Origin of the sequence: Flexivirga meconopsidis (assembly GCF_026162425.1) — a bacterium.
In the GTDB taxonomy this organism is placed as follows: domain Bacteria; phylum Actinomycetota; class Actinomycetes; order Actinomycetales; family Dermatophilaceae; genus Flexivirga; species Flexivirga meconopsidis.
In genome coordinates this window covers 815,593-840,675 of the sequence record NZ_JAOBQJ010000002.1, presented here as the reverse complement: position 1 = coordinate 840,675, position 25,083 = coordinate 815,593, and the positions used below count along the sequence as shown (strand labels likewise).

Sequence of the window (25,083 nt, the reverse complement as noted above, 5' to 3'; positions counted from 1 at the left end):
CGAAAGGTATTGCCCAGGTAAGGATTTCGCCAATTCGAGTTATCGGCCGGGTGTTCAGCCGCGGTGCGGCCGGTGCTCAAACACGGGGTGGGCCGGCGCCGATCCGGCGTCGCAGCTCGGCGACGGAGTCCGGCCCTTCCGGCAGCGACCACCATGACTCCACCCACCAGGTCGCGCCGGCCTGCGCCCAGTCAGCGGGCCCGCCCGGCAGGTCGAGGAACTGCCCGTAGGAGTCGGCCTCCAGGACCACGTCGTAGCCCTCCCACGGCAGACCTGCGTCGGCCCGCAGGACTCTCAGTCGGTCGACGATGTCGGCGAAGAATTCGGGGTTGATGCCGGAGGAGCCCTCGTCGACTCCGGCCACCGCCGGGAAGATGCCCTGGAAGCGCGCTGCCCGAGCCAGCGACGGCTGCCGCGCCTTGCCCGGCACGAGCGCGCCGACCACCCAGACCGGCGGGTGCGGCCGCTGCACCGGGGGAGGCGGCAGTAGTTCCTCAGTCGGGCGCACCTGGAAGTGGGTCCCGTCATACGAGAACGGCTGCCCGCGCAGCAGCCCGGTCACCACGTCGAGTCCCTCGTCGAGCTTCTGGGCGCGGACCTTGCGCCCCTCGTCGGGCTCGAAGGCCAGCCAGTTGGCATTGGGCGCGCCCAGTCCGGCGCCGAGGATCACCCGGCCGTCGCTCAGCCGGTCGACCGTGCCGATCCGCGCCGCGAGGTCCCACGGCCGATGCCGCGGCACCGGCGTCAGCAGGGTGCCGAGCCGGATGCGCTCGGTCGACACTGCCGCGGCCGCGAGCGTCGACCAAGCGTCGTGCCGGAAGACTGCCTCCCAGCTGAAGACGGCGTCCCAGCCGTGCTCCTCGCCGAGTTGCGCCAGCTCCACGAACTCGCGCTCGGTCGTCATCGGCACGACATAGGCAAATCTCATGCTCCGACCGTATGACGCCCCACCGACAGCCGCCCCGCGCGCGGAATATGTCGGGAACGCTTCTCGTTTGGACTGATGGTCTGCCACCTGGCAGAATCTTCGGTTGGCCCACCGGTTCACGTGCCGCACCAGCGATGCGACCCGGAGGGCAAGAGATCGCAAGGAGACTTCCATGAAGAAGGACATTCACCCGGCATACGGTGAAACCGTCGTGACCTGCACCTGTGGTGCGACCTTCACGACCCGCAGCACTGCGGAGTCCGGCCGCATCAGCGCCGACGTCTGCTCGCAGTGCCACCCGTTCTACACCGGCAAGCAGAAGATTCTGGACACCGGTGGTCGCGTGGCCCGCTTCCAGGAGCGCTACGGCAAGAAGGCCGCGAAGTAACTCAAGAGCACCGCCGGTCCCACTCCTTCTGGCCGAAGGAGTCGGGGCCGGCGTTTTGCATCCGCGCACCCCTCACCGAAGGCAGAGCATGAACGAGTCCGCAGCAGCCGTAGCCGACGAGTACGCCGACCTGGAGCGGCAGCTCGCCGACCCGGCCGTGCATGCCGACCCGACGGCGCTGCGCAAGCTCAACAAGCGCTATGCCGCGCTGGCCCCGACCGTCGCGGCCTACCGCACCTGGCAGCAGGCGCACGACGACCTCGACGCCGCGCGCGAGCTGGCCACCGAGGACGAGTCGTTCGCCGCGGAGATCCCCGGCCTCGAGCAGCAGGTCGGCGAGGCCGAGGACAGGCTGCGCAAGCTGTTGCTGCCGCGGGACGAGGACGACGACCGCGACGTCATACTTGAGGTGAAGGCTGGCGCGGGCGGCGCCGAATCTGCTTTGTTCGCAGCCGATCTGGTGCGCATGTATCTCCGGTATGCCGAGCGCTCCGGCTGGAAGGCCGAGATCACCGACGGCACCGAGTCCGATCTCGGCGGCTACACCGACGTCCGCGTGGCGATCCGGGCCAAGGGTCAGCCGGAGCCGGGCACGGCGCCGTGGGCGCGCCTGAAGTACGAAGGCGGCGTGCACCGGGTGCAGCGCGTGCCGGTCACCGAGAGCCAGGGGCGCATCCACACCTCCGCAGTCGGCGTGCTCGTCATGCCCGACCTCGACGAGGGCGACGACGACGAGATCGACTTCGGCCCGAACGACCTGAAGATCGACGTCTACCGGTCGTCCGGGCCCGGCGGTCAGTCGGTCAACACCACCGACTCCGCGGTGCGCATCACGCACCTGCCGACCGGCACCGTGGTGTCCTGCCAGAACGAGAAGTCGCAGCTGCAGAACAAGGAGGCGGCGATGCGCGTGCTCAAGGCGCGACTACGGCAGATGGCGCAGGAGGAGCGCGACGCCGAGGCGTCGGCCGCCCGGCGCTCGCAGGTGCGCACGGTCGACCGCAGCGAGCGCATACGCACCTACAACTTCCCGGAAAACCGCATCGCCGACCACCGCACCGGCTTCAAGGCCTACAACCTCGACGGAGTGCTCGACGGCGACCTCGACCCGGTCGTGCAGTCGGCCATCGAGATGGACGAGGCGGCCCGTATGGCGGCAGTCGCCGACGGGTCCGCGTCCGCCTGATGACCGGGTCAGCCCGATGACCGGCCTGCGTGCGGCGGTCGACGCCGCGACGGCGCAGCTGCGGGAGGTGGGCGTGCCGAGTGCGCGGGCCGACGCGCTCGCGCTGCTGGCGCACGTGCGCGGGGTGCCGGGCGCTGAGCTGCAGCGGCAGTTGGTGCTCGGAGCAACCCTCGACGCCGCCACCCGTCAGGCGTATGACGAACTGGTCGCGCAGCGCCGTGCCCGGGTGCCGCTGCAGCACCTCACCGGCACCGCGCCTTTCCGTCACCTCGAACTCGCAGTAGGGCCAGGCGTTTTCGTGCCGCGCCCGGAGACCGAGCTGCTGGTCGACCTGGCGCTGCGGGCCGTGGCCGATGTGTCGGCGCCCACCGTTGTCGACCTGTGCACCGGGTCCGGCGCGATCGCGCTCGCGATCAAGCACGAGCTGCCCGCCGCTGACGTGTCGGCGATCGAGCTCGACCCGATGGCACACGCGTGGGCGGCCCGCAACCGCGACAACCTCGGTCTCGACGTCGAGATCGACTGCGGCGCAGCCGAATCCGCGTTCCCCGACCTCGACGGGGGAGTCGACCTGGTCGTGAGCAATCCGCCATACATCCCGGTGGGGATGGTGCCGATCGACCCCGAGGTGCGCGACCACGACCCGGAGGTCGCGCTCTACGGCGGCAGTGAGGACGGCTTGCGCATCCCGATCGTGGTCGCGGCGCGCGCCGCGCAGTTGTTGCGCCCCGGCGGCGTGCTCATCATGGAACACGCTGATTCACAAGGGGATTCGCTACCTGCCGCGTTGCGTCAGCAGGGCGTGTGGAGTCGCGTCAGCGACCATCTCGACCTCACCGAGCGACCGCGTGCGGTGACTGCGGTGCGTCGAGCTTGGTGAACATTCGGCCGAGCGCGATGACCGGGAAGAGCAGGAGCCAGAGGTTGGGCAACCACCAGGCCGGGTCGAAGCTGCACCGGATCGCGTAGAAGTTGATCGCCATTAGTCCCGCTGCAGCGGTGGCGGTCAGCGAGATCACCATGAGCATGCGGCTCCGCTCGGGACTGCGCCGGGCCGTTGCCACGCTCAGCAGGCCCAGCGCGATTGCCAACAAATCGAGTCCGATGAACGACCAATTCCATTGGTGCAGAAACGGGTCCACGCCAACACTGATAGCGCCGCCGGCGGTGAGCAGCCAGTAGCAGAGAAAGCCGACGTCGGTCACAAACATGGTGCGCTTGGTGAGGGTGCGGTCACGCGTCTGCACGGCCGAGCTCCCGGTCCAACAGTTCGATCACGTAACGCTGGACGTCGCCGCTCAGGTCCTTGTCGGGTGCGGCGAGGCCAAGCGTCGCTGCGGCCCAGTAGCCGTCCATCGCGAGTCTGATCGTCATGCTCACCTCCGGGCGAAGCCCGTCGGCGTCGAGGAGTCTCTGCCAGCGGTCGTAGTGCGCTCGTAACGGCTGCAGGAGATCGGTGTCCACCGCGATTGCGGCGAGGATGCCCGCTGTCGGAGCGGTCCCTTCACCGGTGTCGTTCGGCGTGGTCGCAAACGTGCCGTCGATATAGGCGCGGGTGCGCGCTCCTGGCTCGCCGGCTGCCTCGGCAAGGACGCTGTCGAAGGCGCTCACGAAGTCGGAGACCAAGGCCTCGAGGAGGGCCCGCTTGTTGGCGTAGTGGTAGCGCACGCCGCCCACGGTCACCCCTGCCTCCGCCGCGACTGCGGCGAGGGTGAGCCGGTCGGCTCCGTCGCGCACGAGCACCCGGCGGGCAGCCGTCAGGATCCGCGCCGGAAGCAGGTTGTTCTTCATGGATTTACTGTACCGCACGTGCGGTACAGTAAATCCATGGACGGACGAACCGCGTCGTGGCTGATGCTCGCGGGAGCGATCGCACTCGAGGTCACCGCGACCCTGTCGCTGCGAGCATCGGACGGCCTGACCAAACTGATCTGGCTGATCCCGATCGCCCTCGGGTATGGCGGGGCGTTCGTCCTGCTCGCCCAGGTGCTCAAGCAGGGCATGCCGGTGGGCGTCGCCTACGGCATCTGGTCGGCGATCGGCGTCGCCGCGACGGCCCTGCTCGGCAAGGTGATCTTCGACGATCCGCTCACCTGGCGGATGGGCCTCGGCATCGTGCTGGTGATCGGCGGCGTCGCGCTGCTGGAGAGCTCGAGCGCCGCACACTGACAGCGTGATCCGCCGGCGCGGGCTGCATTTTTCCGACGACGGTCGCGCTGAAAGTGCGCGGGTGCGGCGCGGGTTGCATTTTTCCGACGACGGTCGCGCAGAAGGTGCGCGGGTGGGGCGCGGGCTGCACATTTCCGACGACGGTCGCGCTGAAGGTGCGCGGGTGGGGCGCGGGCTGCATTTTTCCGACGACGGTCGCGCTGAAGGTGCGCGAGTGCGACGTCGGTTGCACTTTTCCGACGACGGTCGTCAGCCCTTCACCCCGCTCAGCCCTTCACCCCGCCCGCAGCGACGAAACCGTCCCGCAGCCGCCGGCCGAGCAGCAGGTAGAGCAGCGCCACCGGCAGCGAGTAGAGGATCGAGAAGGCGGCAAGCTGGCCGTACTGCACCTGCCCGTATTGCGAGGAGAAGGTGAACAACGACACCGCCGCGGGCAGTTTGTCCGGTGACAGCAGCAGCATGAACGGCACGAAGAAGTTTCCCCACATGCCGACGAACGTCAGCATCGTGACCACCGCCGTACCCGGTCGCATGAGTGGGAGCACGATCGACCAGAGGGTGCGCACCATGCCGGCGCCTTCGGTCCAGGCGGACTCCTCGAGCTCGTGCGGCACCCCGTCCATGAAGTTCTTCATCAGGAAGATCGCGTAGGGCAGCGAGGATGCGGCGAGGAAGGCCGCCGCGGCGGGCATCGAGTCGATCAGGTTGACCTGCACGAACATCGCGTAGACCGGGATCATGATCGCGGTGATCGGCAGTCCGCTGGCGAAGATGATCGTCATCAAGAACGGCCGGGTCCCGCGGGAGCGATAACGGCTGAGCGGGTATGCCGCGAGCGCCGCACAGACCACGGTGATGATCGTGCCGCCGCCGCACAGCAGCAACGAGTTCCAGATCGGCCGGTAGGTCGTCTTCTCGTTGAGCACGCCGCGGTAGTTGTCGAAGGTCGGCGACCCGGGCCAGGACACCGCGAGCGAGGCGTTCTTGTCGAACGACGCCAGGATCACCCAGACGAGCGGGATGCAGAAGAGGAACGCGACGATCAGCAGGATGCCGCTGGAGCCGGTCTTGACCGCGGCCTCGCGAGAGCGGGGACGCTTCGCCGTACGCGGCAGGGCGGGTGCTTCGGTGCTCATAGGTCCTCCTTGGGCAGCACCTTCAGATAGGCGAGCGCGGCGACACCGCCGACCAGCAGCAACAACAGCGCGACGGCGGTGCCGTAGCCGAGTTGCCCGAAACTGAAAGCCTGTTCGTACATGTAGAGCGGCAGCGTCTGGCTTTCGGTGCCGGGGCCGCCGCCGGTCATCACGAAGATCAGGCCGAAGACCGACAGCGTCTGCAGCGTGGTGAGCAGCAGGTTGGTCATGATCGAGCGCCGGATCAGCGGCACGGTGATCGACCAGAAGCGGCGCATCGGTCCGGCGCCGTCGATCGCTGCACTCTCCTCGACCTCGGGATCGAGCTGGGACAGTGCCGCCGAATAGGTGAGCATCGAGAAGGCCGTGCCGCGCCAGATGTTCGCGAACGACACGGCCACGATCGGTGCGCTGATCAGCCAGTCCTGCGGTCCGAGCCCGAACCAGCCGAACACCTTGTTGAGCGAGCCGTCGCCGGAAAGGAAGGTGTACCAAAGGTATCCGGCGACCACCTCGGGGATGATCCACGCGCCGATCACCACCGTCCCGGTGATCCAGGAGACCCACGCCGCGCACTTGCGCAGCAGCAACGCCAAGGCCATACCGAGCACGTTCTGCCCGATCACGCCCGACACGACGGTGAACACCAGCGTCAGCCACATGGCGTTCCAGAAGTCGGGCTGTGAGAACGCCTCGGTGAAGTTGGCGAAACCGACCATCGACGTGCTGTCGGCGCCCTCGCCGCGGACTGCCTTGTTGGTGAAGGCCAGGTAGATCGAGTAGATCACCGGTCCGGCCATGAAGATCAGTAGCAGCACGAGGGCCGGGAGCAGCGGCATACCGCGGCGTGCGGTGCGTGCCGGGTCGCTGTTGCCGCTGCGCCGCGGATCCACTGGCATCGTTGAGGTTTCGGCGACGGCAGCCATCACGCACCTGCCTTCATGGTCTGGTCCCGACCCACGATGTCGATGAGCATCGAGTCGTAGGTGGCAGCGGCCGCCGCCGGGGTCTTCGATCCGATGAGCATCGCCTCGCAGGCGATCTGGATCGCGTTGGAGATCTGCGGGTATGGCGCGAGCGCCGGTCGGTAGGTGGTGCTTTTGACCAGATCGGTCATGAATTTCGTTGTGGGAGTGGACTTTTGGTAGGTCGGCTCGGCGGCGGTGTCTGAGCGCACTGCGATCTGGGAGTCCTTGATGCAGTAGTCGGTGTTGTTCTTCCGGTTGCACATGGTGCGCACGAAATCGAAGGCCTTGTCGGGGTGTTGCGCGTGCTTCGGGATCGCCCAGCAGAAACCGCCCGACATGGTGACCAGTCCTGGTGCGGCGCCGTGCTGGGTCGGCATCTTCGCCACCGACATGCTCTTGCTCCAGTCCGGCCACGACCCACCGATCCAGGCACCCGGGATCCAGCTGCCGTCGACCGCCATCGCGATCTTCTCGTTGGGCCACAGGACGTTGTAGAGCCGATCTCCCATGTTGGGGTCGAGCGCGTCCGACAGTTGCAGGCCGAGCTTCTCAGCCGAGACCGTCCGCATGAATTGCAGCGCGTCGACGAACCCCTTCGAGCCGGTGACCCACTTGCCGCGACTCTCGTCATACAGCGTGGAATCGGTGCCGTAGAGCAGCATCTCGAAGCCTTGCATCGACGTTGCCTCGCCCATCGCCTTGCTCGACCAGATGTTGATGGGTATGACGCCGGGCAGCTTCTGCTTGATCGCGCGCGCGGCGGTGAGGATGTCGTCCCAGGTCTTCGGCTGCCACGTCTCGGGCAGGCCCGCCTTGGCCAGCAGCTTGCGGTTGAACCAGATCGCGCGGGTGTCGGTGGACAACGGCACTCCGTAATGCTTGCCGTCGGTGTATTTCACCGCGTCCTGCGTGGTCGGGTAGTAGAGCTTCCAGTCCGGCCAGGTCGCCAGGTAGTCATCGATCGGCCGCAGATAGCCGGCCGCGACGTCCGAGCGCAGGATGAAGGTGTCCTCGTAGACCAGGTCGGGCGAGGTCCGGCCGCTGCTCATCATGAGCTCGGTCTTGGTGTAGTAATCGTTCTCCGAGGCGACCAACGGAATGAGGTCGACGGCCGACCCGGATCCACTCGCGGAGTATTCGTTCACGACACCGCGCAGGAAGTCGCCCATGATCGTGCCGGAGCCGAACTGCTTGTAGGTCAGCTTCACCGCGTCGCTGGAGTCGCTCCCGCAGCCGGCAAGGCCGAGCGGCAGGGCGATCACCGAGCCTGCGGTGAACCACAGGGCTGTCCTCCTGCTGACTCCCGGTTGCGGGTCGGGCATCAAGCATCACATCCTGACGAGCGGTCGTCGCGGCAGCCGTTGACGCGACGTGTGCCTACTGTGGCAAGAATTGCCTGCTCATGGGCCGATTTCGGTCGGATCGCTGGAGCGGTTCAGTCGGATCTTCGCAAAGGAAACACACAGGAAACACTGACCGCGTGAACAACTGCGGTCGATGATGTGGGCTGTGATGCCCCATCCACCACGCCGTCCCGAGCACCTGCGCGCCCTGACCGGACTACGTATCGTCGCTGCCGCGTGGGTGGTGCTGACCCATCTATCCGGTCGTTGGTGGGCGATCTGGCCGGAGCTGCCGGACAGCGCGATCACCAACAGCGGCTACTTCGCAGTCGACCTGTTCTTCGTGCTGTCCGGGCTGGTGCTCGCGCACAACCACTTCGAGGAGTTCGCTTCCGGGCGTGGCGATTACCTGCACTTCCTGCGCAAGCGCCTGGCCCGGATCTACCCGTTGCACCTGGTCACGCTCGTCGCGATGGTCCTACTGTTCATGCTCGGCGCGCATGTGGCGGACCCGACGCTGCGGGGCGCGATCGGAGACCTGACATTGGTGCGCAGCTGGTTCGGCAACGACATGGGCTGGAACCTGCCCGCCTGGTCGCTGTCCGCCGAATGGCTTGCCTACCTGCTCTTCCCGGCCGTCGTGGTCGTGGTCGCGCGTTCCGAGCGCGCTCGCGGCTGGCTGCTCACCGGACTCATCGCCGCGCTGGTGCTCGTCGACGGCTACGGGTCATGGGCCTACCCGGGTGTCGACGGACAGGCGGTCGCACCGATCCGGGTGCTCACCGCCTTCACTGTGGGAGTGGCGCTCGCGCGACTTGCGCCATACCTCAGGCGAGTGCGGGGCGCGGGCCTGATCGCATCTGCCGCGCTCATCGCACTGATCGGTGCGCTGCCACTGCTCGACGACCACTGGTGGGTCACCTCCGCGGCATTGTTCTTCTGCACGCTGGCAGTCGCTGGGTTCGGTTATGGCACAGGAGGTTTCGCGGCGCTGCTGGCGAGTCGGCCGTTCGTGTATGCCGGCAAGGTCTCGTTCGCGCTGTACCTGGTGCACGTGCCGTTCGGGTCGCTGATGGACCTGCTGCTGCCCACGGCGGTCGCCGGAGGCTGGAGCCAGCCGATCCGCATCGGGCTGGTGGCGGTCGAGGTGGTGCTCCTCGGTCTGCTGGCGTGCGCCGCTCACCACTTCATCGAGGCGCCGGCCGCACGGCGCTTCGGCCGCAGGTCCGAGCGCGCTTCAGTCGAGCACGACCACGCCGGTCAGCTCGGTCACGATCGCCCGGGCCTGCTCGGTCGTGATCAGCGCGCCCTTGAGCACCCGGAGCCGGTCGAGGTCGCAGGGTCCGAGCGAGGCGCCGCGTAGGTCCGCGCCGTCGAGGTTGGCGTCGTAGAGATCGGCCTGGGTCAGGTCGCAGCCGTCGAGGGTGGAGGACCGCAGGTCGGTGCCGCGCAGGATCGCCTCGGTGAAGCGACACCCGGTGAGATCGGTGTGCGAGAGCACGGCGCCGATCAGGTTGGCGGCGAAGAGGTTTGACCGCTGGATGGTGAAACCTAGCCCGCGGGTCTGCGGCATCGAGACGCCCATCAGGCGGCACCCGACGAACCGCGCACCGCCCATCGACGCACCGTCCAGACGTGCCTCGTCGAGCACGCAGTCGGTGAACGCGACCTCGGTCAGGTCGGCGTCGCGCAGGTCCGCGCGGGTCAGGTCGCAGCGCACCAGCTCGACCGCTTCAGTGGCATCCGCGAGCAGCCTGCGCAGTTCGGGCCCGGCATACGTCTGGTCGAGCAGCTCCATGTGGCCGAGTGTGGCAGCGGGCACCGACTGGTCCACGAAACCCCGACTTGTCACGTGTTCCTGCACGTGACAAGTCGGGGTTTGACGTGACAAGTGGGCGCTTCTGGGGAGGTGTAAACTTGGTGTATGACGCGCACAAACATCGAGATCGACGATGCGCTGATCGGTCGGGTCATGCAACGGCACGGCTTCCGCACCAAGCGAGAGGCCGTGGCGGCGGGCTTGCGCGCCCTCGACCCGGCACCGCTTAACTCGTCGGCACTGCTGTCGCTCGAAGGAATGGGTTGGTCCGGCGACCTCGACGCGTTGCGTGATCCGGAGATGCGCGACGGCGAATGATCGTCATCGACAGCTCGGCGTGGATCGAGTTTCTGCGGGGGACCGGATCCCCCGTTGCGTTGCGGGTCCGTGCACTGCTGCGTGATCCGTCCGAGTTGGCACTAGTGGGTACAGTCGCCCTCGAATTGCTCTGTGGGGCAACCAATCCGCGTGAGTTGGAAGCGGTGCGACAACTGACGAAAGCCATCCCCGTTCTCGCCGTGGATGAGCGGGCCGACTATGAGTCCGCGGCCGACATCTACCGGGCGGCGCGCGCGATCGGTCGCCCGGTCCGCAAGGTCAACGACTGTCTCATCGCTGCTGTCGTGCTCCGACACGGTGCGTCCCTGGTGCACCGGGATGCCGACTTCACGGCCATTGCGGAAGTGGTGCCGTTGCGCCATGAGTTCTGCCGCTGAGAGTTGGTAGCCACGTGACGCCACCAGCCCCACACTCCAGCCGTATGACGATCGGCATCCGTGACATCGGACCCGGCGATGACGCCTTCGCCTCCTGGCACGCCGCGATCCGGGAGGCGCATCTGGCCGACCGCGAATCGGCGTGGTGGTCGTCCGTCGAGTCGGTGCGCGCCTACTTCGGCCGCCCGAGCGACCGCACCCGGCACCTTGCGGTCGCGGCCTTCGACAGGGGGATCTGCGTCGGGGGAGCGGAGGACAAGTTGCCGCTGCGATGGGACGTGGAGACGATGTCAGTCGAGTTGGGCGTCAGCCCCGCCGCGCAGGGCCGCGGGGTGGGTGCGCGGCTTGCGTCATACGTGAAAGAGCTTGCGGTACAACACGATCGGCGCATCGTCCAGACCGAGCTCTACCTCCGGCCCGGCCTGGCGCTCTCGCACACTCCCGGCGGCCGGTTCGCCGAGAAGCACGGGTTTCGCACGGTGAACACTGAGGATCGCCTCGTGCTCGACCTGCCCGCCGACGAGGGCCACCTGGCCAGGCTCCAGCAGACATTCCCACGCGACGACTACGTCATCCGGTCATGGGTCGATCGCTGCCCGGACGACCTGGTCGCCGAGTGGTCCCGCATGCGCACCCACATGGACGAGGACGTACCGACCGGCGAGCTCACCCGCACCCCGCAGCCGGTCGACGTCGACCGCATCCGGGAGGCCGAGCGCAACTTCGCCGAGCAGGGCTGGACCCGGCTGCGCACCGCGGCCCTGACCGCCGACGGCAGGGGTGCCGGCTACACCGAGATCTACCTCTCGCGTCACGACACCGAGTTCTTGGTGCAGGACGACACCTTTGTCGACCGCTATCACCGGGGGCACCGCCTCGGCCTGCGGATGAAGCTGGCCAACCTGCGCCAGCTTCATGACTTGCCCGACCACCTGCGCGCCGGGCTCCGCTTCCTGCAGACCCACACCGAACGCCACAACACTGCGATGCAGCGAGCCAACGGAGCGTTCGGTTTCCGACGCGTCGATGTGCTGCATGAGCTGGAGACTGATCTGACAAACTTGCCCGCGTGAGCCCGGTCTTCGATTGCAGCACCCCCGAATCGCGTGAAGACGGCATCACCGCCGCAAGCGACGCCATTCTGCGCGGCGAGTGCGTGGTGATCCCGACCGACACCGTCTACGGGATCGGCGCCGATGCCTTCAATGCCGCGGCGGTTGCGCAGTTGCTGGAAGCCAAGGGGCGCGGTCGGGAGATGCCGCCGCCGGTGCTCATTCCCAATCGGCAGACGGTCGACGGGTTGGCGATGTCCGTCCCGTCATACGTATGGCGGCTGATCGACGCGTTCTGGCCCGGCGGACTCACGCTCGTGTTGCGTGCGCAGCAGTCCCTCGCCTGGGACCTCGGCGACACCAACGGCACGGTGGGGCTGCGGATGCCGGACGACGAGATCACCTTGGCGGTGCTCGAGCGCACCGGCCCGCTCGCGGTGAGCTCGGCCAACCGCACCGGCAAGCCGTCGGCCACCACCGTCACCGAGGCCGGATTCATGCTCGGCCACTACGTCGACGTCTACCTCGACGGTGGCGAGCGCGGCGCCGACACCTCCTCGACGATCCTCGACTGCACCAAGCCCGACCCGGTGGTGCTGCGCGAGGGCACGATTTCCGACGACGCCCTGCGCAAGGTGCTCGGAGACGTCGAGTTGATCAGCGGCCGCGCGGTCAATTCGGCGGTGCCCGAGCAGCCGCTCGTCGACCTCGACAAGCCGGCCGGGGACGACGGGTCAGCGGGCGCCGCGATCGACCTGGACAAGCCCGCGGACGCGGCGGCCGTCGCCCAGGCGGCCCCCGTCATACACGACTCCGCCGATGCCCCCGCACAGCCGCCGACCCTCGGCCAGCAGTGGGAGCACGACGCGCCCGGCGCCGCGGGTCCGTCTGCCGACCAGCACGCCGACCAGCCCGACCCCGAGAAATAAGGTGTCCGACATGAGCACGCCCTACTACGGCCCCGACTACGCCGCGCTGCAGGACTTCGACCCGGAGATCGCCGGGGTGCTGGTCGACGAGCTCGACCGCATCCGCGGCGGTCTGCAGCTCATCGCCAGCGAGAACATGTCCAGCCCCGCGGTCATCACCGCGCTCGGCTCGACCCTGACCAACAAGTACGCCGAGGGCTACCCGGGCCGCCGCTACTACGGCGGCTGCGAGGTCGTCGACGTCGCCGAGAACCTCGCGATCGACCGGTGCAAGGAGCTCTTCGGCGCCGACCACGCCAACGTGCAGCCGCACTCGGGCGCGAGCGCCAACCAGGCCGTCTACGGCGCGTTCATGCAGCCCGGCGACACCATCCTCGCGATGTCGCTCCCGATGGGCGGCCACCTCACCCACGGCACCAAGGTCAGTTTCTCCGGCAAGTGGTTCAACGCCGTCGGTTACGGCGTCGACAAGGAGACCGAGAACATCGACTACGACGAGGTCGAGCGCCTCGCCAAGGAGCACAAGCCGAAGGTGATCCTCGCCGGCGGCTCGGCGATCCCGCGGCTGATCGACTTCGAGTTCTTCCGCAAGCTCGCCGACGAGGTCGGCGCGATCTTCTGGGTCGACGCCGCCCACTTCATCGGTCTCGTCGCCGGGCAGGCGATCCCCAGCCCGGTGCCGTATGCCGATGTCGTCTCCTTCACCACCCACAAGGTGCTGCGCGGCCCGCGTGCCGGCGCGATCGTCTGCAAGGAGGAGCACGCCAAGGCGATCGACAAGGCGGTCTTCCCGATGATGCAGGGCGGCCCGCAGATGCACTCGATCGCGGCCAAGGCGGTCAACTTCAAGGAGTGCGCCACCCCGGAATACCGCGACTACGCGCGGCAGGTCATCGCCAACGCGCAGCAGCTGGCAACCTCGTTGGGGGAGTTCGGGATTCGCCCGACGACCGGCGGCACGGACACCCACCTGTCGCTGCACGATCTGCAGGGCATCGGCGTCACCGGGGCCGACGCGGAGAAGCGCGCCGACGCCGCGGGCATCGTGCTCAACAAGAACGCCATCCCTTTCGACCCGGCCAAGCCCAACATCGCCTCCGGCATCCGGGTCGGCTCGCCGAGCGTGACCACCCAGGGCATGGGCACCGACGAGATGAAGCTGATCGCCGAGCTGATCAACACTGCCATCACCAAGGGCGACGGCGACCCGGAGCATCAGGTCGCCAAGGACGTCCGCGCCCAGGTGACCGAGCTGGTCGGACGCTTCCCGGCATACCCCGCCCCGGGCGCCTGAGCCGGGGACCGCTGAGCTCATCACGTGCGTGAATACCTGCTCGTCGCCATCGTGGCGGCCGCAATCACCTTTGTGGCGACGCCCGGCATCCGCTGGGCCGCCATCCGGTGGAACGCGGTCACCCCGGTGCGCGTGCGGGACGTGCACACCGTGCCGATCCCGCGACTCGGCGGGCTGGCGATGCTGCTCGGTTTCGCCGCGTCGATCCTGATTGCGTCGACGCTGCCCTATCTCGGCAACCGGATCGACTACTCCAACCTGTTGTGGGTGCTGGTCGCGGCGGGCATCATCACCGTGCTCGGTGCGATCGACGACTTCCGCGATCTGGATCCGCTGACCAAGGTGGCCGGCACCGTGCTCGCCGCGTTGGTGATGGCCGCGCTCGGTGGGGTGCAGCTGCTCTTCCTGCCGGTCTTCGGCACCCAGACGATCCTGCCGCAGCAGGTGCTGCAGGGCCTGACCGTGCTCGTCGTCATCGCCACCACCCAGGCGGTCAACTTCGCCGACGGGCTGGACGGCCTGGCCGCGGGCACGGTCGCGATCGCCGCTACCGCGTTCTTCATCTGGAGCTACACGACCCGACCCAACGACGACCAGAGCGTCTTCACGATGGCGACGTTCATCTCGGCGGCGACCGTCGGCTGCTGTCTCGGCTTCCTGCCGCACAACTTCCATCCGGCCAAGCTCTTCATGGGTGATGCCGGGGCGTTGCTGCTCGGGCTGCTGCTGGCGAGCGCAACGATCTCGTTCACCGGCAACTTCGACCCGTCCTCGGACACCAAGCAGTCGAGTGTGGCGATCCTGTTGCCGATCGCGCTGCCGGTGGTGATCCTCGCGCTGCCGGTGCTGGACGTCGTGCTGGCGTTCATCCGGCGCGGTGGAAAGTTCTGGCACCCCGACAAGAAGCACCTGCACCACCGGCTGATGCGGATGGGTCATCCGCACCGCCGGGCGGTGCTGCTGCTCTACCTGTGGTCGGCGTCGGCGGCCGGGGGAGTGCTGGCCTACAACTACCTGTCGACGCCCTGGGCGACGTCCCTGCTCTTCGGCCTGCTCGCGCTCTCGCTCGGCCTGACCCTGGGACTGCCGAGGATCGGCTAGGCCCTTGCGGCAGAGCCGATTTCGCGACTCACAGGAGCTTGTGATAGTTTTCACAAGCACGAAGACAGGTTGTTCTGCAAGCAGTCCGAACAGTCTGTATGCCGCTTCGCGAGACGCCCCTCCGACGCCCACGACCCAGGCAGATTGAGCAGATTGAGTAGAGCCCAATGACGGACTCCGACCCCGCGGCCACGCCGGTGAAGCGTGGCGTAGCGCTCAGCAACCGCCCGTTCGCGGTGATGCTCCGGGCGGGTCTGCGGGCTTCGGTCTGGATGCTCCCCCTCGCGGCAGCGGGCTGCTGGGTCTTCCGCGGCGCCGAAGGCGGCTGGTCCGCGGCGCTCGGCGCAGTGATCGCCCTGGTCTTCTTCTCCGGCGGGCTACTGCTGATGGACAAGATGGTCGGCGACAACGCGCACGCGATGATGGCCGGCGCACTCGCGATCTACCTGGCCCAGGTGATTTTCCTCGGCATCGTCATCTTCGGCCTGTCCGAGGCCTCGTGGTTGGACGGTCCGGCGTTCGCGATCGGGGTCATCGCGGTGACCCTCGTCTGGCAGGCCGCCCAGGTGGTGGCGTTCATCCGACTGCGACAGCCGGTGTATGACGAGCCGACGGAGCCGACCTCATGAAGCAACTCAGCTTGCGCTCAGGTCGATGTGGCAACGGCCGCGTCCCCAGCACGGGTGACCGTCGGGTAGCGTACGCAGTGGCCAGCCACGTGCGCGGCGATTTCGCGGTGCCCGCAGTGCTTGCCCGACAACTTTTCCGGCGCGAGTTCGCGCCGACCCCAGCCCGACCGACCGACGTATCACTGGCCGAGGAGATCTTGTGAGTACAACCCTGGTGGCTGCGGCAGGCAGCCTCCGCGGCGCGGTGCCGACCGAAAGCTTCGAGACGCCGGGCACCAAGGATTTCTGGTGGCCGCTGATCGGCAGCGACACCAACTCGTTCACCTTCACCCGCCCGGCGCTCATCTGGATCCTGTCCTGCATCCTGATCTGCTGGTTCTTCCTCTCGGCGACCAAGAACCTCCAGCTGGTGCCGAGCAAGCGGCAGTGGCTGACCGAGCAGGCCTACGGCTTCGTGCGCAACACCATGGGGCAGGACATCATCGGCAGCAAGAACTTCAAGCCGTTCATCCCGCTGCTGCTGAGCCTGTTCACCGTCATCCTGCTCAACAACATCGCCGGCGTGATCCCGTTCGTGCAGTATCCGACGACCGGCCGCATCGCCTTCCCGATCGTGCTGACCGCGATCGTCTACGTCGTCTACCACGTGACGGCGGTCCGGCATAAGGGCGGCTTCGGCAAGTACCTCGGCTCGCTCACGCCTCCGGGACTGCCCGGCTGGCTCAAGCCGATCATGTTCGTGCTGGAGTTCCTGACCTACTTCGTCATCCGGCCGCTCACGCTGGCGTTGCGACTCTTCGGCAACATGATGGCCGGCCACCTGATGCTGCTGGTCTTCATCCTCGGCGGCGAATACCTGCTGCTGCACGGTGACAACCCGTTCATCAACGTCTCGGGCGCGTTCTCGTTCCTCTTCGCGATCCTGATGATGTTCTTCGAGCTGCTCATCGAGTTCCTGCAGGCGTTCATCTTCACGCTGCTGACCGCGATCTACCTGGCCGACGCCGTCTCCGACAGTCACTGAGACAGCCGAAGCAAGGCCTTACAACTTCACACTGACCCGCAAGAAACCCCAAGCGGCCCGGGAAAACCGTCTCAGGGCCACTCGAAAGGAAACAAACACAATGGGTGGAAACATTGCCTTCCTCGGCTACGGTCTCGCCGCCATCGGCCCGGGTATCGGCATCGGCCTGATCTTCGCCGCCTACATCAACGGCGTCGCCCGTCAGCCCGAGGCTCGCGGCATGCTGCAGACCATCGCCTTCACCGGCATGGCCCTGACCGAGGCGCTGGCGATCCTGGGTCTGGTCTTCGCGTTCGTCTTCCGCTCAGCCTGAGCCTTTCGAACGTTCCCGATTCCCTAGGTTCAGCGCTCCAAGGAGTGACCCATGTTGAGCATCGTTAAGGCGAGCGGTGGCGAGGTCGGTTGGCCCGAGAAGCTCCCGCTGCTGCCGCAGCCGGGAGAGATGATCGCCGGTCTGATCTTCTTCGCGATCGTCTATTGGTTGATGAAGACCAAGATCGTGCCGCGGATGGAGCAGATGTACGCCGAGCGCACCGCCGCCATCGAGGGCGGTATGGAGCAGGCGGAGCAGGCGCAGAAGGAAGCCGAGCAGGCCAAGTCGCAGTACGAGGCCCAGCTGGCCGACGCCCGCGCCGAAGCTGCTCGCATCCGTGAGGACGCCCGGTCGCAGGGCGCGCAGATCATCGCCGAGATGCGCGACCAGGCGGGCGCCGAGTCCGATCGCATCATCGACAGCGCGCACAAGCAGACCGAGGCCGAGCGTCAGCAGGCCCAGGTCGAACTGCGGGGCCACGTCGGCCGCTTGTCCACCGACCTCGCCGGCAAGATCGTCGGGGAGTCGCTGGAGGACGAGACCCGCCAGCGCGGCATCGTCGAGCGTTTCCTCGCCGACCTCGAGGCCGGCGACGTGAAGCCGCAGAAGGTCGGCAGCGCCGACGAGGGCGCCTGATGCAGGGCCCGTCCCGCGCTGCGCTGCTGACCTCGCGGCAGGACCTGACGGAGCTGCTCGCCTCCGGCGCCGACCCGGCGACCGCTGGCGACGAGCTCTTCGCGGTCTCCCAGGTGCTCGGCGGCAGCGCACCGTTGCGTCGGGCGCTCACCGACCCGACCAGTGACGCGGCCGCCAAGCGTGGCCTGGCCGACAAGCTGTTCGGAGGCAAGGTGAGTGACGGCGTGCTGGAGGTCGTGCGAGTCGCGGTCGGGCAGCGTTGGGCCGACGAGCGTGACCTCGGCGACGCGCTGGACCAGCTCGGAGTCGAGGCCGTGCTGACCTCGGCGGACCGCGCGGGTCGCCTCGACCAGGTCGAGGACGAGTTGTTCCGCTTCGAGCGGACGGTGGCCCGCGACTCCGGTCTGCGGGACGCACTCGGCGACCGTCGCCGCTCCGGCGCCGACAAGGCCGACCTGGTCGGCAAGCTGCTCGAGGGCAAGGCTGCACCGGAGACCGTGCGGCTGGCCCGCCAGGCGGCGGCCAACCCGGGCGGACGCCGTGTCGAGCGGGTGCTCGAGTCGTATGTCGGCGTGGCCGCGCAACTGCGCGACCAGTTGGTCGCCACGGTGACCGCGGCGGTCGAGCCGACCGCCGAACAGCGGTCCCGGCTCGGTAAGGCACTGGCCGGCCTCTACGGCCGCCCCGTGCAGCTCAACGTGCTGGTCGACCCGAACGTGGTCGGCGGCATGCGGGTGCAGGTCGGCGACGAGGTCATCGACGGCACCATCGCGACTCGTCTGGAGGATGTCCGCCGCAGCATGGCGGGCTGACCTCGTGGCGCAACTCACAACGGCATACACGCTTAAGCAGGACCTACGGGCCACCAGCCCCGAAGAGGAGAAGGAACAATGACGGAGCTTTCGATCCGTCCGGACGAGATCCGGGAAGCACTGGACGGCTATGTCCGGTCCTACGAGCCGGGTGCCGCGAGCCGCGAAGAGGTCGGCACCGTCGCCGACGCCGCTGACGGCATCGCGCACGTCGAGGGCCTGCCGTCGGCAATGACCAACGAGCTGCTGCAGTTCGAGGACGGCACGCTCGGCATCGCGCTGAACCTCGACGTGCACGACATCGGTGTCGTCGTGCTCGGCGAGTTCGGCGGCATCGAGGAAGGCCAGGAGGTCAAGCGCACCGGCGAGGTGCTCTCGGTCCCGGTCGGTGACGCGTTCCTCGGCCGGGTTGTGGACCCGCTCGGCCAGCCGCTTGACGGCCTCGGCGACATCAAGGCCGAGACCCGCCGTGAGTTGGAGCTGCAGGCGCCCAACGTCGTGTCCCGTAAGTCGGTCTTCGAGCCGATGATGACCGGCATCAAGGCGATCGACGCGATGACCCCGATCGGCCGCGGCCAGCGCCAGCTGATCATCGGTGACCGCAAGACCGGTAAGACCACGATCGCCACCGACACGATCATCAACCAGAAGGCCAACTGGGCGACCGGTGACCCGAACAAGCAGGTGCGCTGCATCTACGTCGCGGTCGGCCAGAAGAACTCCACCGTCGCCGAGGTGCGCCGCACCCTCGAAGAGGCCGGCGCGATGGAATACACCACCATCGTCAACGCGCCGGCCGGCGACGCCGCGGGCTTTAAGTACCTCGCGCCGTTCACCGGCTCGGCCCTCGGCCAGCACTGGATGTACCAGGGCAAGCACGTCCTGATCGTCTTCGACGACCTGACCAAGCAGGCCGAGGCCTACCGCGCGATGTCGCTGCTGCTGCGCCGCCCGCCGGGCCGCGAGGCCTACCCGGGTGACGTGTTCTACCTGCACAGCCGGCTGCTCGAGCGTTGCGCGAAGTTGTCCGACGAGCTCGGTGGCGGTTCGATGACCGGTCTGCCGATCATCGAGACCAAGGCGGGCGACGTTTCGGCATACATCCCGACCAACGTCATCTCGATCACCGACGGTCAGATCTACCTGCAGGCCGACCTGTTCAACGCCAACCAGCGCCCGGCGGTCGACGTCGGTGTGTCGGTGTCGCGTGTCGGTGGTGCCGCCATGACCAAGGCGATGAAGGCCGTCACCGGCTCGATCAAGGTCGACCTGGCGCAGTACCGCGAGATGCAGGCCTTCGCGATGTTCGCCTCCGACCTGGACGCCGCGTCCCGCCATCAGCTGGCCCGTGGTGACCGTCTGATGGCGCTGTTCAAGCAGCCGCAGAACGACCCCTACTCGCTGTCCAGCCAGGTCGCCTCGATCTGGGCCGGTACGACGGGGCAGCTCGACGACGTGGCCGTCGACGACGTGCCGCGCTTTGAGGCGGAGTTCCTCGACACGCTGAAGCGCGAGCAGAAGGGCACCCTCGACGCGATCGAGGAGACCACCAAGCTCGACGACGACGGCAAGCAGGTCTTCGAGGAGACCGTGAAGCGAGTCAAGTCGCAGTTCCAGGCCGGCCCGGAGCACGGCGGCGAAGGCGCTGTGTCGCACGACGAGATCGCGCAGGACCAGATCGACCAGGCGCAGATCGTCAAGCAGCGGTCCAACTGATCGCCGGCAGCTGACCGACCACGACTAAGACTAGGAAGGGGACGACATGGCAGCGCAGACGCGGATCTACCGCCAGCGCATCCGGTCCGTCCAGGCCACCAAGAAGATCACCCGCGCGATGGAGCTCATCGCCGCGTCGCGGGTGGTCAAGGCCCGCAAGCGGGTGGAGGAGTCGACGCCCTACGCGTTGGCCCTCACCCGGGCGTGCTCGGCGGTGGCCACGAACAGCAACACCGACCACCCCCTGACAACCGAGCGGGTGGACCCCAAGCGCGCGGCGGTGCTGATCTGCACCAGCGACCGCGGGCTGGCGGGCGCCTACTCGGTGAACGCCATCAAGAAGGCCGCCGAGCTCATCGAGCGGCTGAACAATGAGGGCAAGGAGGTCGTCGCCTACCTGGTCGGCCGCAAGGCGGTCAGCTACTACCGCTTCCGGCGGCGTGACTTCGCCAAGGAGTGGACCGGCTTCACCGACGGTCCCGACTTCGAGGTCGCCAAGGAGATCGGTGACGAACTGACTGCTCAGTTCATCGCCGGCAGCGAGGAGGGTGGCGTCGACGAGGTCCACATCGTCTACACCCGCTTCGTCAGCATGGTCACCCAGGAGCCGCAGGTCGTGCGGTTGCTGCCGCTGGAGGTCGTCGAGGGTGAGATCGACACCGACGGTGACGGCAAGCCCGACTCGGGTCCGCTGCCGCTGTACGAGTTCGAGCCGAGCGCCGACGAGGTGCTCGACGCGCTGCTGCCGAAGTACGTCACGGCGCGCATCTACAACGCGTTGCTGCAGTCGGCGGCCTCCGAGCTCGCGGCGCGCCAGCGTGCGATGAAGTCGGCAACCGACAACGCCGAGGACCTCATCAAGACCTACACCCGCCTCGCCAACCAGGCGCGGCAGGCCGAGATCACCCAAGAGATCAGCGAGATCGTCGGCGGTGCCAGCGCCCTGGCAGACGCGTCCTGACGTCATACGGAATTAAGGAAAGACATGACTGAGATTGCCCACGAGGTCGACGTCCTCGACAAGAAGGCTGAGGAAACCAAGCCTGGTGCCGTCGGACGCGTCGCCCGAGTCATCGGTCCGGTCATCGACGTGGAGTTCCCCACCGATGGCATGCCGGACATCTTCAACATGCTGACCCTCGAGGTCGACCTGTCCAACGAGGGCGGCGAGAACGAAGGCAAGAAGCAGATCAAGCTCGAGGTCGAGCAGCACATCGGCGACAACATGGTCCGCGCGATCTCGCTGCAGCCGACCGATGGTGTGGTTCGTGGCCAGGCGGTGCAGGACACCGGCGGCCCGATCATGGTGCCGGTCGGTGACGGCACCCTCGGCAAGGTCTTCAACGCCACCGGCGAGGTGCTCAACCTCGAAGAGGGCGAGAAGCTCGACATCAAGGAGCGGTGGGGCATCCACCGCAAGTCGCCCGCGTTCGACCAGCTGGAGTCCAAGACCCAGATGTTCGAGACCGGCATCAAGGTCATCGACCTGCTGACCCCCTACGTGCAGGGTGGAAAGATCGGCCTGTTCGGTGGTGCCGGTGTGGGCAAGACCGTGCTCATCCAGGAGATGATCGCGCGTGTTGCCCGCGACCACGGTGGTGTGTCGGTGTTCGCCGGTGTCGGCGAGCGCACCCGTGAGGGCAACGACCTGATGGTCGAAATGGACGAGGCCGGCGTGCTCGGTCAGACCGCGCTCGTCTTCGGCCAGATGGACGAGCCGCCGGGCACCCGTCTGCGCGTTGCGCTCTCGGCGCTCACGATGGCGGAGTACTTCCGCGACGTGCAGAACCAGGACGTGCTGCTCTTCATCGACAACATCTTCCGCTTCACCCAGGCCGGCTCGGAGGTGTCGACCCTGCTCGGTCGTATGCCGAGCGCGGTGGGCTACCAGCCGACCCTGGCCGACGAGATGGGTGAGCTGCAGGAGCGCATCACCTCAACGCGTGGTCACTCGATCACCTCGATGCAGGCGATCTACGTGCCGGCCGACGACTACACCGACCCGGCGCCGGCGACCACCTTCGCCCACCTCGATGCGACCACCGAGCTCTCGCGTGACATCGCCTCGAAGGGTATTTACCCGGCGGTGGACCCGCTCACCTCGACGTCGCGCATTCTCGACCCGCGCTACGTGAGCAAGGAGCACTACGACACCGCGGTGCGCGTGAAGCAGATCCTGCAGCGCAACAAGGAGCTGCAGGACATCATCGCGATCCTCGGTATCGACGAGTTGTCCGAAGAGGACAAGATCCTGGTCAACCGGGCCCGTCGCATCGAGCGCTTCCTGTCGCAGAACACCTACGTCGCCAAGCAGTTCACCGGCATCGAGGGTTCGACCGTGCCGCTGTCGGAGACCATCGAGGCGTTCAACAAGATCGCCGACGGTGACCTCGACGACATCCCGGAGCAGGCGTTCTTCATGTGCGGTGGCCTGGACGACGTCTACAAGAAGGCCAAGGAGCTGGAGCAGGAGGACTGAGCCTCTTCTCTCGAGCACGCGAAAGCGCCCCGGACTGATTCGGTCCGGGGCGCTTTCGCGTGTGCGGGACGGGTTCGCGGTTGTGGTGGCGTGCGGATGCCGCAACTGTCGTGGGCTGCACTTTTGTGACGACGGTCGCGCGGTCCGGCCGCGATTCGGCCGGGGGCGCACTTTTGTGACGACGGTCGCCCTAAACCAGCGCCATGTGGTCCCCGGGTGCACATTCGAAGTCGGCACATGCCCGAGGCAGTCGTCATTGCGACCGACTGACCCCTGCGCGGCCTACCCTGCGGGCATGACATCCACCCCGGAGAGCATCGAGGACTACTACGCGCGCGTCGCGGCGGCGACCGACGACGAGGGCCGGCTGCCGGTCGCGGTCGAGGAGATGCCGGGCTGGGACATCTTCCCCTTCGAGACCGAGAGCCTGCGGATCAAGCCGCTGCAGCCGCTGGCCGACGCCGAGCCCGACCGGCGCGGTGAGGACCCGGCCACCTGCGACTGTGCCGGACCCGACTCTGCGGACGACGGCCTGCTCGTCTGGTCGAACGATCGGTGGCGGCTGACGATCGTGCCCGACACCGGACTGCCGGTCGTGCTGTCGCTCGGCCCGAAGCGGCACATGGATCTGCCCACCATGCCTGCGGATTGGGCCGCCGAGTTCGGCCGGCTGATCGCCACGATCAGTGCCGGCATCGAGGCGCTGCCGAGCGTCGGCCGCGCGCAGATCGCCAAGTATGGCGACGGCGGCGCCCACCTGCACCTGTGGTTGTTCGGCCGACCAGCCCGCATGCTGCAGCTGCGTGGCTCGCCATTGCTGGACTGGGAGGAGAATCTGCCGCGCGTCCCGCGTGCGGTGGCCCAGGCCAACGCTCGGCCGATCGGTGAGGCGCTTGTCCCGGCATACGGTGGAGCGGTAGGGCGGCTCGACGGCTGAGGCGTCACTCCACCTCTGCCCTTCCGGCGAGCGCGAGACAACCGGCGAGCGTGACGGCGAAACCAATCGGCGCGACGATGACGAACCCGTGCCGCACCTGATCGCCGAGGAAGGCCAACCCGATCGCGGCCGGCACGATCGTCTCGACCGCGAAGGTGATCGCGGCGACGCTGGTCGTGCGTCCCCGGTCCAGCGCGAAGCCATAGGCGACGATCGCGACCGCCCCGGCGATCACCAACGCCCACAGCTGCGGCTGGGCGACGGAGTGCCACAACGGATCAGACGGCTCGAGCACTCGGGCGACGATGCCGGTCACTCCGAAGCCCAGCCCGCTGGCGACGGCCAGCACGACCGACGAGCGTGCGGGGGAGTGATCGAAGTAACCGGCCGCGAAGACCAATGCCACGAGCACCCCGAGCGCGAACAGCCACCAGCCGCCGCGGGTGCCGACGTGCCGCCCGGCGCCCTCCTGTGCGCTGATTGCCAGCAATACCAATCCGATTCCGACCACGAGGAGTGCACCGACCTCGCGGCTGCTGAGCCGCACGTGAAGCACCAGGACGGCCAGCACCGCGGTCACCGCGACCGACGAGGCGAGCATCGACTCGACCAGGAAGAGCGGCAGGGTGCGCAGCGCCGCAAAGGACAACACGAAGCCGAGGCCGTCGAGGGCGAGACCCACGGCATACAACTGACCGGCGCGCACCCGGGCGACCCAGCCGGACCCGGCGGGCATCGCCCCGAGCCGGCGCACCCCGATCGCCTGGAGGATCGTGGCGCTGCCGTAGGCGATCGCCGCGGCCACGGCCCCCAGGATCCCGATCACCGGGTCATGCTGTCACGCCCGTCGCATGACCCCGACTGATTACGACGCCTTGCTCTGGTCGGTCGTTTCGGTGACGTTGAGGCCGTTCTGCTTGGCAGTGCTGAGGATCGAGCCCAGGATGCCGTTGGTGGCGACCGCCGACGTCAGGTTGCCCGAGGTGATCTCGCCCTTGAGGTTGCCGAGCTTGTCGACGGCGTTGCTGATCGGCTGGTAGAGGTGCTTGCAGAGGGTCGGGTTGGCCTGGGCGTTCTTCTTGGCGTTGTCGAGCAGCTTGATGTCGAGCGCGGTGATCGCGGCGGCCTTGATGCCCGCCTTGATCCGGCCGTTGGCGCCCTTCTTGAACTGGCCGTCCTGGTAGGGCTTGTAGAGCCAGCGGTGGAAGGTGCCCGCGGCCAGTCCGAGGTCGGTCACGAAGCGGGTCTTGGCGAACGAGCGCGTGTTGGAGGTCGGGCACTGCTGCGTCGAGGCCGGCGATGCCGAGGCGCCGGCCGAGGCGACTGCGGTCGACGAACCGCCGGCGGCCGGTTGCGAACTCGCAGCAGACGATCCGGAGCCGCTGTTGCACCCGGTGATCAGCACGAGGGTCAGCGCGGAGGGAACTGCTGCGTAACGGGCGGTTTTCATGGACATGGGCGCCGACGCTAGGAGCGGACTCTGGGAGAAGGCTGGTCGCCGGCCGGTG

28 protein-coding genes and 1 pseudogene are annotated in these 25,083 nt (G+C 67.6%); 20 read left to right on the top strand and 9 right to left on the bottom strand.

Going from position 1 to position 25,083, the window contains the following annotated elements:
* Positions 1–76 precede the first annotated feature (76 nt).
* Complete coding sequence (locus N2M23_RS09325; RefSeq protein ID WP_265444956.1) at positions 77–928, bottom strand: LLM class flavin-dependent oxidoreductase; 852 nt, start codon at positions 926–928, stop codon at positions 77–79.
* Between the two features lie 172 nt (positions 929–1,100).
* Between N2M23_RS09325 and rpmE the strand changes: the two genes are divergently transcribed.
* From rpmE to prmC, 3 genes are all read left to right on the top strand, one after another.
* Positions 1,101–1,316 (top strand): 50S ribosomal protein L31, encoded by a 216-nt coding sequence (rpmE, locus tag N2M23_RS09320; RefSeq protein WP_171153925.1) that lies wholly within the window; start codon positions 1,101–1,103, stop codon positions 1,314–1,316.
* A gap of 88 nt (positions 1,317–1,404) precedes the next feature.
* A complete protein-coding gene (gene prfA, locus N2M23_RS09315; protein WP_265444954.1) occupies positions 1,405–2,502 on the top strand; it encodes a peptide chain release factor 1 in 1,098 nt (365 codons plus the stop codon).
* 16 nt (positions 2,503–2,518) lie between these two features.
* Positions 2,519–3,382: a peptide chain release factor N(5)-glutamine methyltransferase gene (gene prmC / locus N2M23_RS09310; RefSeq protein WP_265444953.1), complete on the top strand. Its 864-nt coding sequence runs from the start codon at positions 2,519–2,521 to the stop codon at positions 3,380–3,382.
* Here prmC and N2M23_RS09305 read toward each other — a convergent pair.
* Both N2M23_RS09305 and N2M23_RS09300 read right to left on the bottom strand, forming a co-directional pair.
* A complete protein-coding gene (locus N2M23_RS09305; protein WP_265444952.1) occupies positions 3,336–3,749 on the bottom strand; it encodes a DUF5360 family protein in 414 nt (137 codons plus the stop codon). The two genes, prmC and N2M23_RS09305, sit on opposite strands and share 47 nt — an antisense overlap.
* On the bottom strand, positions 3,736–4,293 hold the full coding sequence (locus N2M23_RS09300; protein WP_265444950.1) for a TetR/AcrR family transcriptional regulator: 558 nt from the start codon (positions 4,291–4,293) through the stop codon (positions 3,736–3,738). The genes N2M23_RS09305 and N2M23_RS09300 overlap by 14 nt, the downstream gene beginning before the upstream one ends.
* 36 nt (positions 4,294–4,329) lie before the next feature.
* On the opposite strand from N2M23_RS09300, the gene N2M23_RS09295 reads away from it, so the two are divergent.
* Entirely contained in the window at positions 4,330–4,671 is a 342-nt protein-coding gene (locus tag N2M23_RS09295; protein ID WP_265444949.1) for a DMT family transporter, read from the top strand.
* Positions 4,672–4,937: 266 nt separating this feature from the next.
* Here the strand turns inward: N2M23_RS09295 and N2M23_RS09290 are convergent, their stop codons facing one another.
* From N2M23_RS09290 to N2M23_RS09280, 3 genes are read right to left on the bottom strand one after another with little or no spacing between them, the layout of a single operon-like run.
* Positions 4,938–5,807, bottom strand: a complete 870-nt coding sequence (locus N2M23_RS09290; RefSeq protein ID WP_265444948.1) for a carbohydrate ABC transporter permease — start codon at positions 5,805–5,807, stop codon at positions 4,938–4,940.
* Positions 5,804–6,733 (bottom strand): carbohydrate ABC transporter permease, encoded by a 930-nt coding sequence (locus N2M23_RS09285; RefSeq protein WP_425270208.1) that lies wholly within the window; start codon positions 6,731–6,733, stop codon positions 5,804–5,806. Before N2M23_RS09285 ends, N2M23_RS09290 begins: the two co-directional genes overlap by 4 nt.
* Positions 6,733–8,097: an extracellular solute-binding protein gene (locus tag N2M23_RS09280; protein ID WP_265444946.1), complete on the bottom strand. Its 1,365-nt coding sequence runs from the start codon at positions 8,095–8,097 to the stop codon at positions 6,733–6,735. The genes N2M23_RS09285 and N2M23_RS09280 overlap by 1 nt, the downstream gene beginning before the upstream one ends.
* 175 nt (positions 8,098–8,272) lie before the next feature.
* Between N2M23_RS09280 and N2M23_RS09275 the strand changes: the two are divergent.
* Positions 8,273–9,250, top strand: a pseudogene (locus N2M23_RS09275) (acyltransferase family protein); the annotation flags it as partial.
* A gap of 105 nt (positions 9,251–9,355) precedes the next feature.
* On the opposite strand, the gene N2M23_RS09270 reads toward N2M23_RS09275, so the two are convergent.
* The gene (locus N2M23_RS09270; RefSeq protein WP_265444944.1) at positions 9,356–9,916 is read right to left on the bottom strand and encodes a pentapeptide repeat-containing protein; all 561 of its coding nucleotides are present in this window, start codon (positions 9,914–9,916) and stop codon (positions 9,356–9,358) included.
* 126 nt (positions 9,917–10,042) lie between these two features.
* Between N2M23_RS09270 and N2M23_RS09265 the strand changes: the two genes are divergently transcribed.
* The 15 genes from N2M23_RS09265 (at position 10,043) to N2M23_RS09195 (ending at position 23,575) form a co-directional block, all read left to right on the top strand.
* Positions 10,043–10,255: a type II toxin-antitoxin system VapB family antitoxin gene (locus N2M23_RS09265; protein ID WP_265444943.1), complete on the top strand. Its 213-nt coding sequence runs from the start codon at positions 10,043–10,045 to the stop codon at positions 10,253–10,255.
* Positions 10,252–10,653 (top strand): type II toxin-antitoxin system VapC family toxin, encoded by a 402-nt coding sequence (vapC, locus tag N2M23_RS09260; protein WP_265444941.1) that lies wholly within the window; start codon positions 10,252–10,254, stop codon positions 10,651–10,653. Before N2M23_RS09265 ends, vapC begins: the two co-directional genes overlap by 4 nt.
* A 44-nt stretch (positions 10,654–10,697) precedes the next feature.
* Complete coding sequence (locus N2M23_RS09255; RefSeq protein ID WP_265444940.1) at positions 10,698–11,726, top strand: GNAT family N-acetyltransferase; 1,029 nt, start codon at positions 10,698–10,700, stop codon at positions 11,724–11,726.
* A complete protein-coding gene (locus tag N2M23_RS09250; RefSeq protein WP_265444938.1) occupies positions 11,723–12,634 on the top strand; it encodes an L-threonylcarbamoyladenylate synthase in 912 nt (303 codons plus the stop codon). The genes N2M23_RS09255 and N2M23_RS09250 overlap by 4 nt, the downstream gene beginning before the upstream one ends.
* Before the next feature lie 10 nt (positions 12,635–12,644).
* Positions 12,645–13,928: a serine hydroxymethyltransferase gene (locus tag N2M23_RS09245; protein WP_265444936.1), complete on the top strand. Its 1,284-nt coding sequence runs from the start codon at positions 12,645–12,647 to the stop codon at positions 13,926–13,928.
* 24 nt (positions 13,929–13,952) lie between these two features.
* On the top strand, positions 13,953–15,029 hold the full coding sequence (locus N2M23_RS09240; protein ID WP_265444935.1) for a glycosyltransferase family 4 protein: 1,077 nt from the start codon (positions 13,953–13,955) through the stop codon (positions 15,027–15,029).
* A 167-nt stretch (positions 15,030–15,196) separates the two neighbouring features.
* A complete protein-coding gene (locus N2M23_RS09235; RefSeq protein ID WP_265444933.1) occupies positions 15,197–15,658 on the top strand; it encodes a Cg1360 family ATP-synthase-associated protein in 462 nt (153 codons plus the stop codon).
* Positions 15,659–15,857: 199 nt separating this feature from the next.
* The gene (atpB, locus tag N2M23_RS09230; protein WP_265444932.1) at positions 15,858–16,682 is read left to right on the top strand and encodes a F0F1 ATP synthase subunit A; all 825 of its coding nucleotides are present in this window, start codon (positions 15,858–15,860) and stop codon (positions 16,680–16,682) included.
* Between the two features lie 100 nt (positions 16,683–16,782).
* Positions 16,783–16,995 carry an ATP synthase F0 subunit C gene (gene atpE, locus N2M23_RS09225; RefSeq protein ID WP_171153948.1) on the top strand — a complete coding sequence of 71 codons (213 nt, stop codon included), beginning with the start codon at positions 16,783–16,785 and terminating at the stop codon, positions 16,993–16,995.
* Between the two features lie 51 nt (positions 16,996–17,046).
* Positions 17,047–17,631 (top strand): F0F1 ATP synthase subunit B, encoded by a 585-nt coding sequence (locus N2M23_RS09220; RefSeq protein WP_265444930.1) that lies wholly within the window; start codon positions 17,047–17,049, stop codon positions 17,629–17,631.
* Positions 17,631–18,443: a F0F1 ATP synthase subunit delta gene (locus N2M23_RS09215; RefSeq protein ID WP_265444929.1), complete on the top strand. Its 813-nt coding sequence runs from the start codon at positions 17,631–17,633 to the stop codon at positions 18,441–18,443. The genes N2M23_RS09220 and N2M23_RS09215 overlap by 1 nt, the downstream gene beginning before the upstream one ends.
* Before the next feature lie 78 nt (positions 18,444–18,521).
* Entirely contained in the window at positions 18,522–20,159 is a 1,638-nt protein-coding gene (gene atpA, locus N2M23_RS09210) for a F0F1 ATP synthase subunit alpha (protein ID WP_265444927.1), read from the top strand.
* 46 nt (positions 20,160–20,205) lie between these two features.
* Positions 20,206–21,120, top strand: coding sequence for a F0F1 ATP synthase subunit gamma (locus tag N2M23_RS09205; protein ID WP_265444926.1), 915 nt, complete (start codon positions 20,206–20,208; stop codon positions 21,118–21,120).
* Between the two features lie 24 nt (positions 21,121–21,144).
* On the top strand, positions 21,145–22,638 hold the full coding sequence (gene atpD, locus N2M23_RS09200; protein WP_265444925.1) for a F0F1 ATP synthase subunit beta: 1,494 nt from the start codon (positions 21,145–21,147) through the stop codon (positions 22,636–22,638).
* 295 nt (positions 22,639–22,933) lie between these two features.
* Positions 22,934–23,575, top strand: coding sequence for a hypothetical protein (locus tag N2M23_RS09195; RefSeq protein ID WP_265444924.1), 642 nt, complete (start codon positions 22,934–22,936; stop codon positions 23,573–23,575).
* Positions 23,576–23,579: 4 nt separating this feature from the next.
* On the opposite strand, the gene N2M23_RS09190 is transcribed toward N2M23_RS09195, so the two are convergent.
* Both N2M23_RS09190 and N2M23_RS09185 read right to left on the bottom strand, forming a co-directional pair.
* On the bottom strand, positions 23,580–24,401 hold the full coding sequence (locus N2M23_RS09190; RefSeq protein WP_265444923.1) for a DMT family transporter: 822 nt from the start codon (positions 24,399–24,401) through the stop codon (positions 23,580–23,582).
* Positions 24,402–24,440: 39 nt separating this feature from the next.
* Positions 24,441–25,031, bottom strand: a complete 591-nt coding sequence (locus N2M23_RS09185) for a hypothetical protein (protein WP_265444921.1) — start codon at positions 25,029–25,031, stop codon at positions 24,441–24,443.
* Positions 25,032–25,083 lie beyond the last annotated feature (52 nt).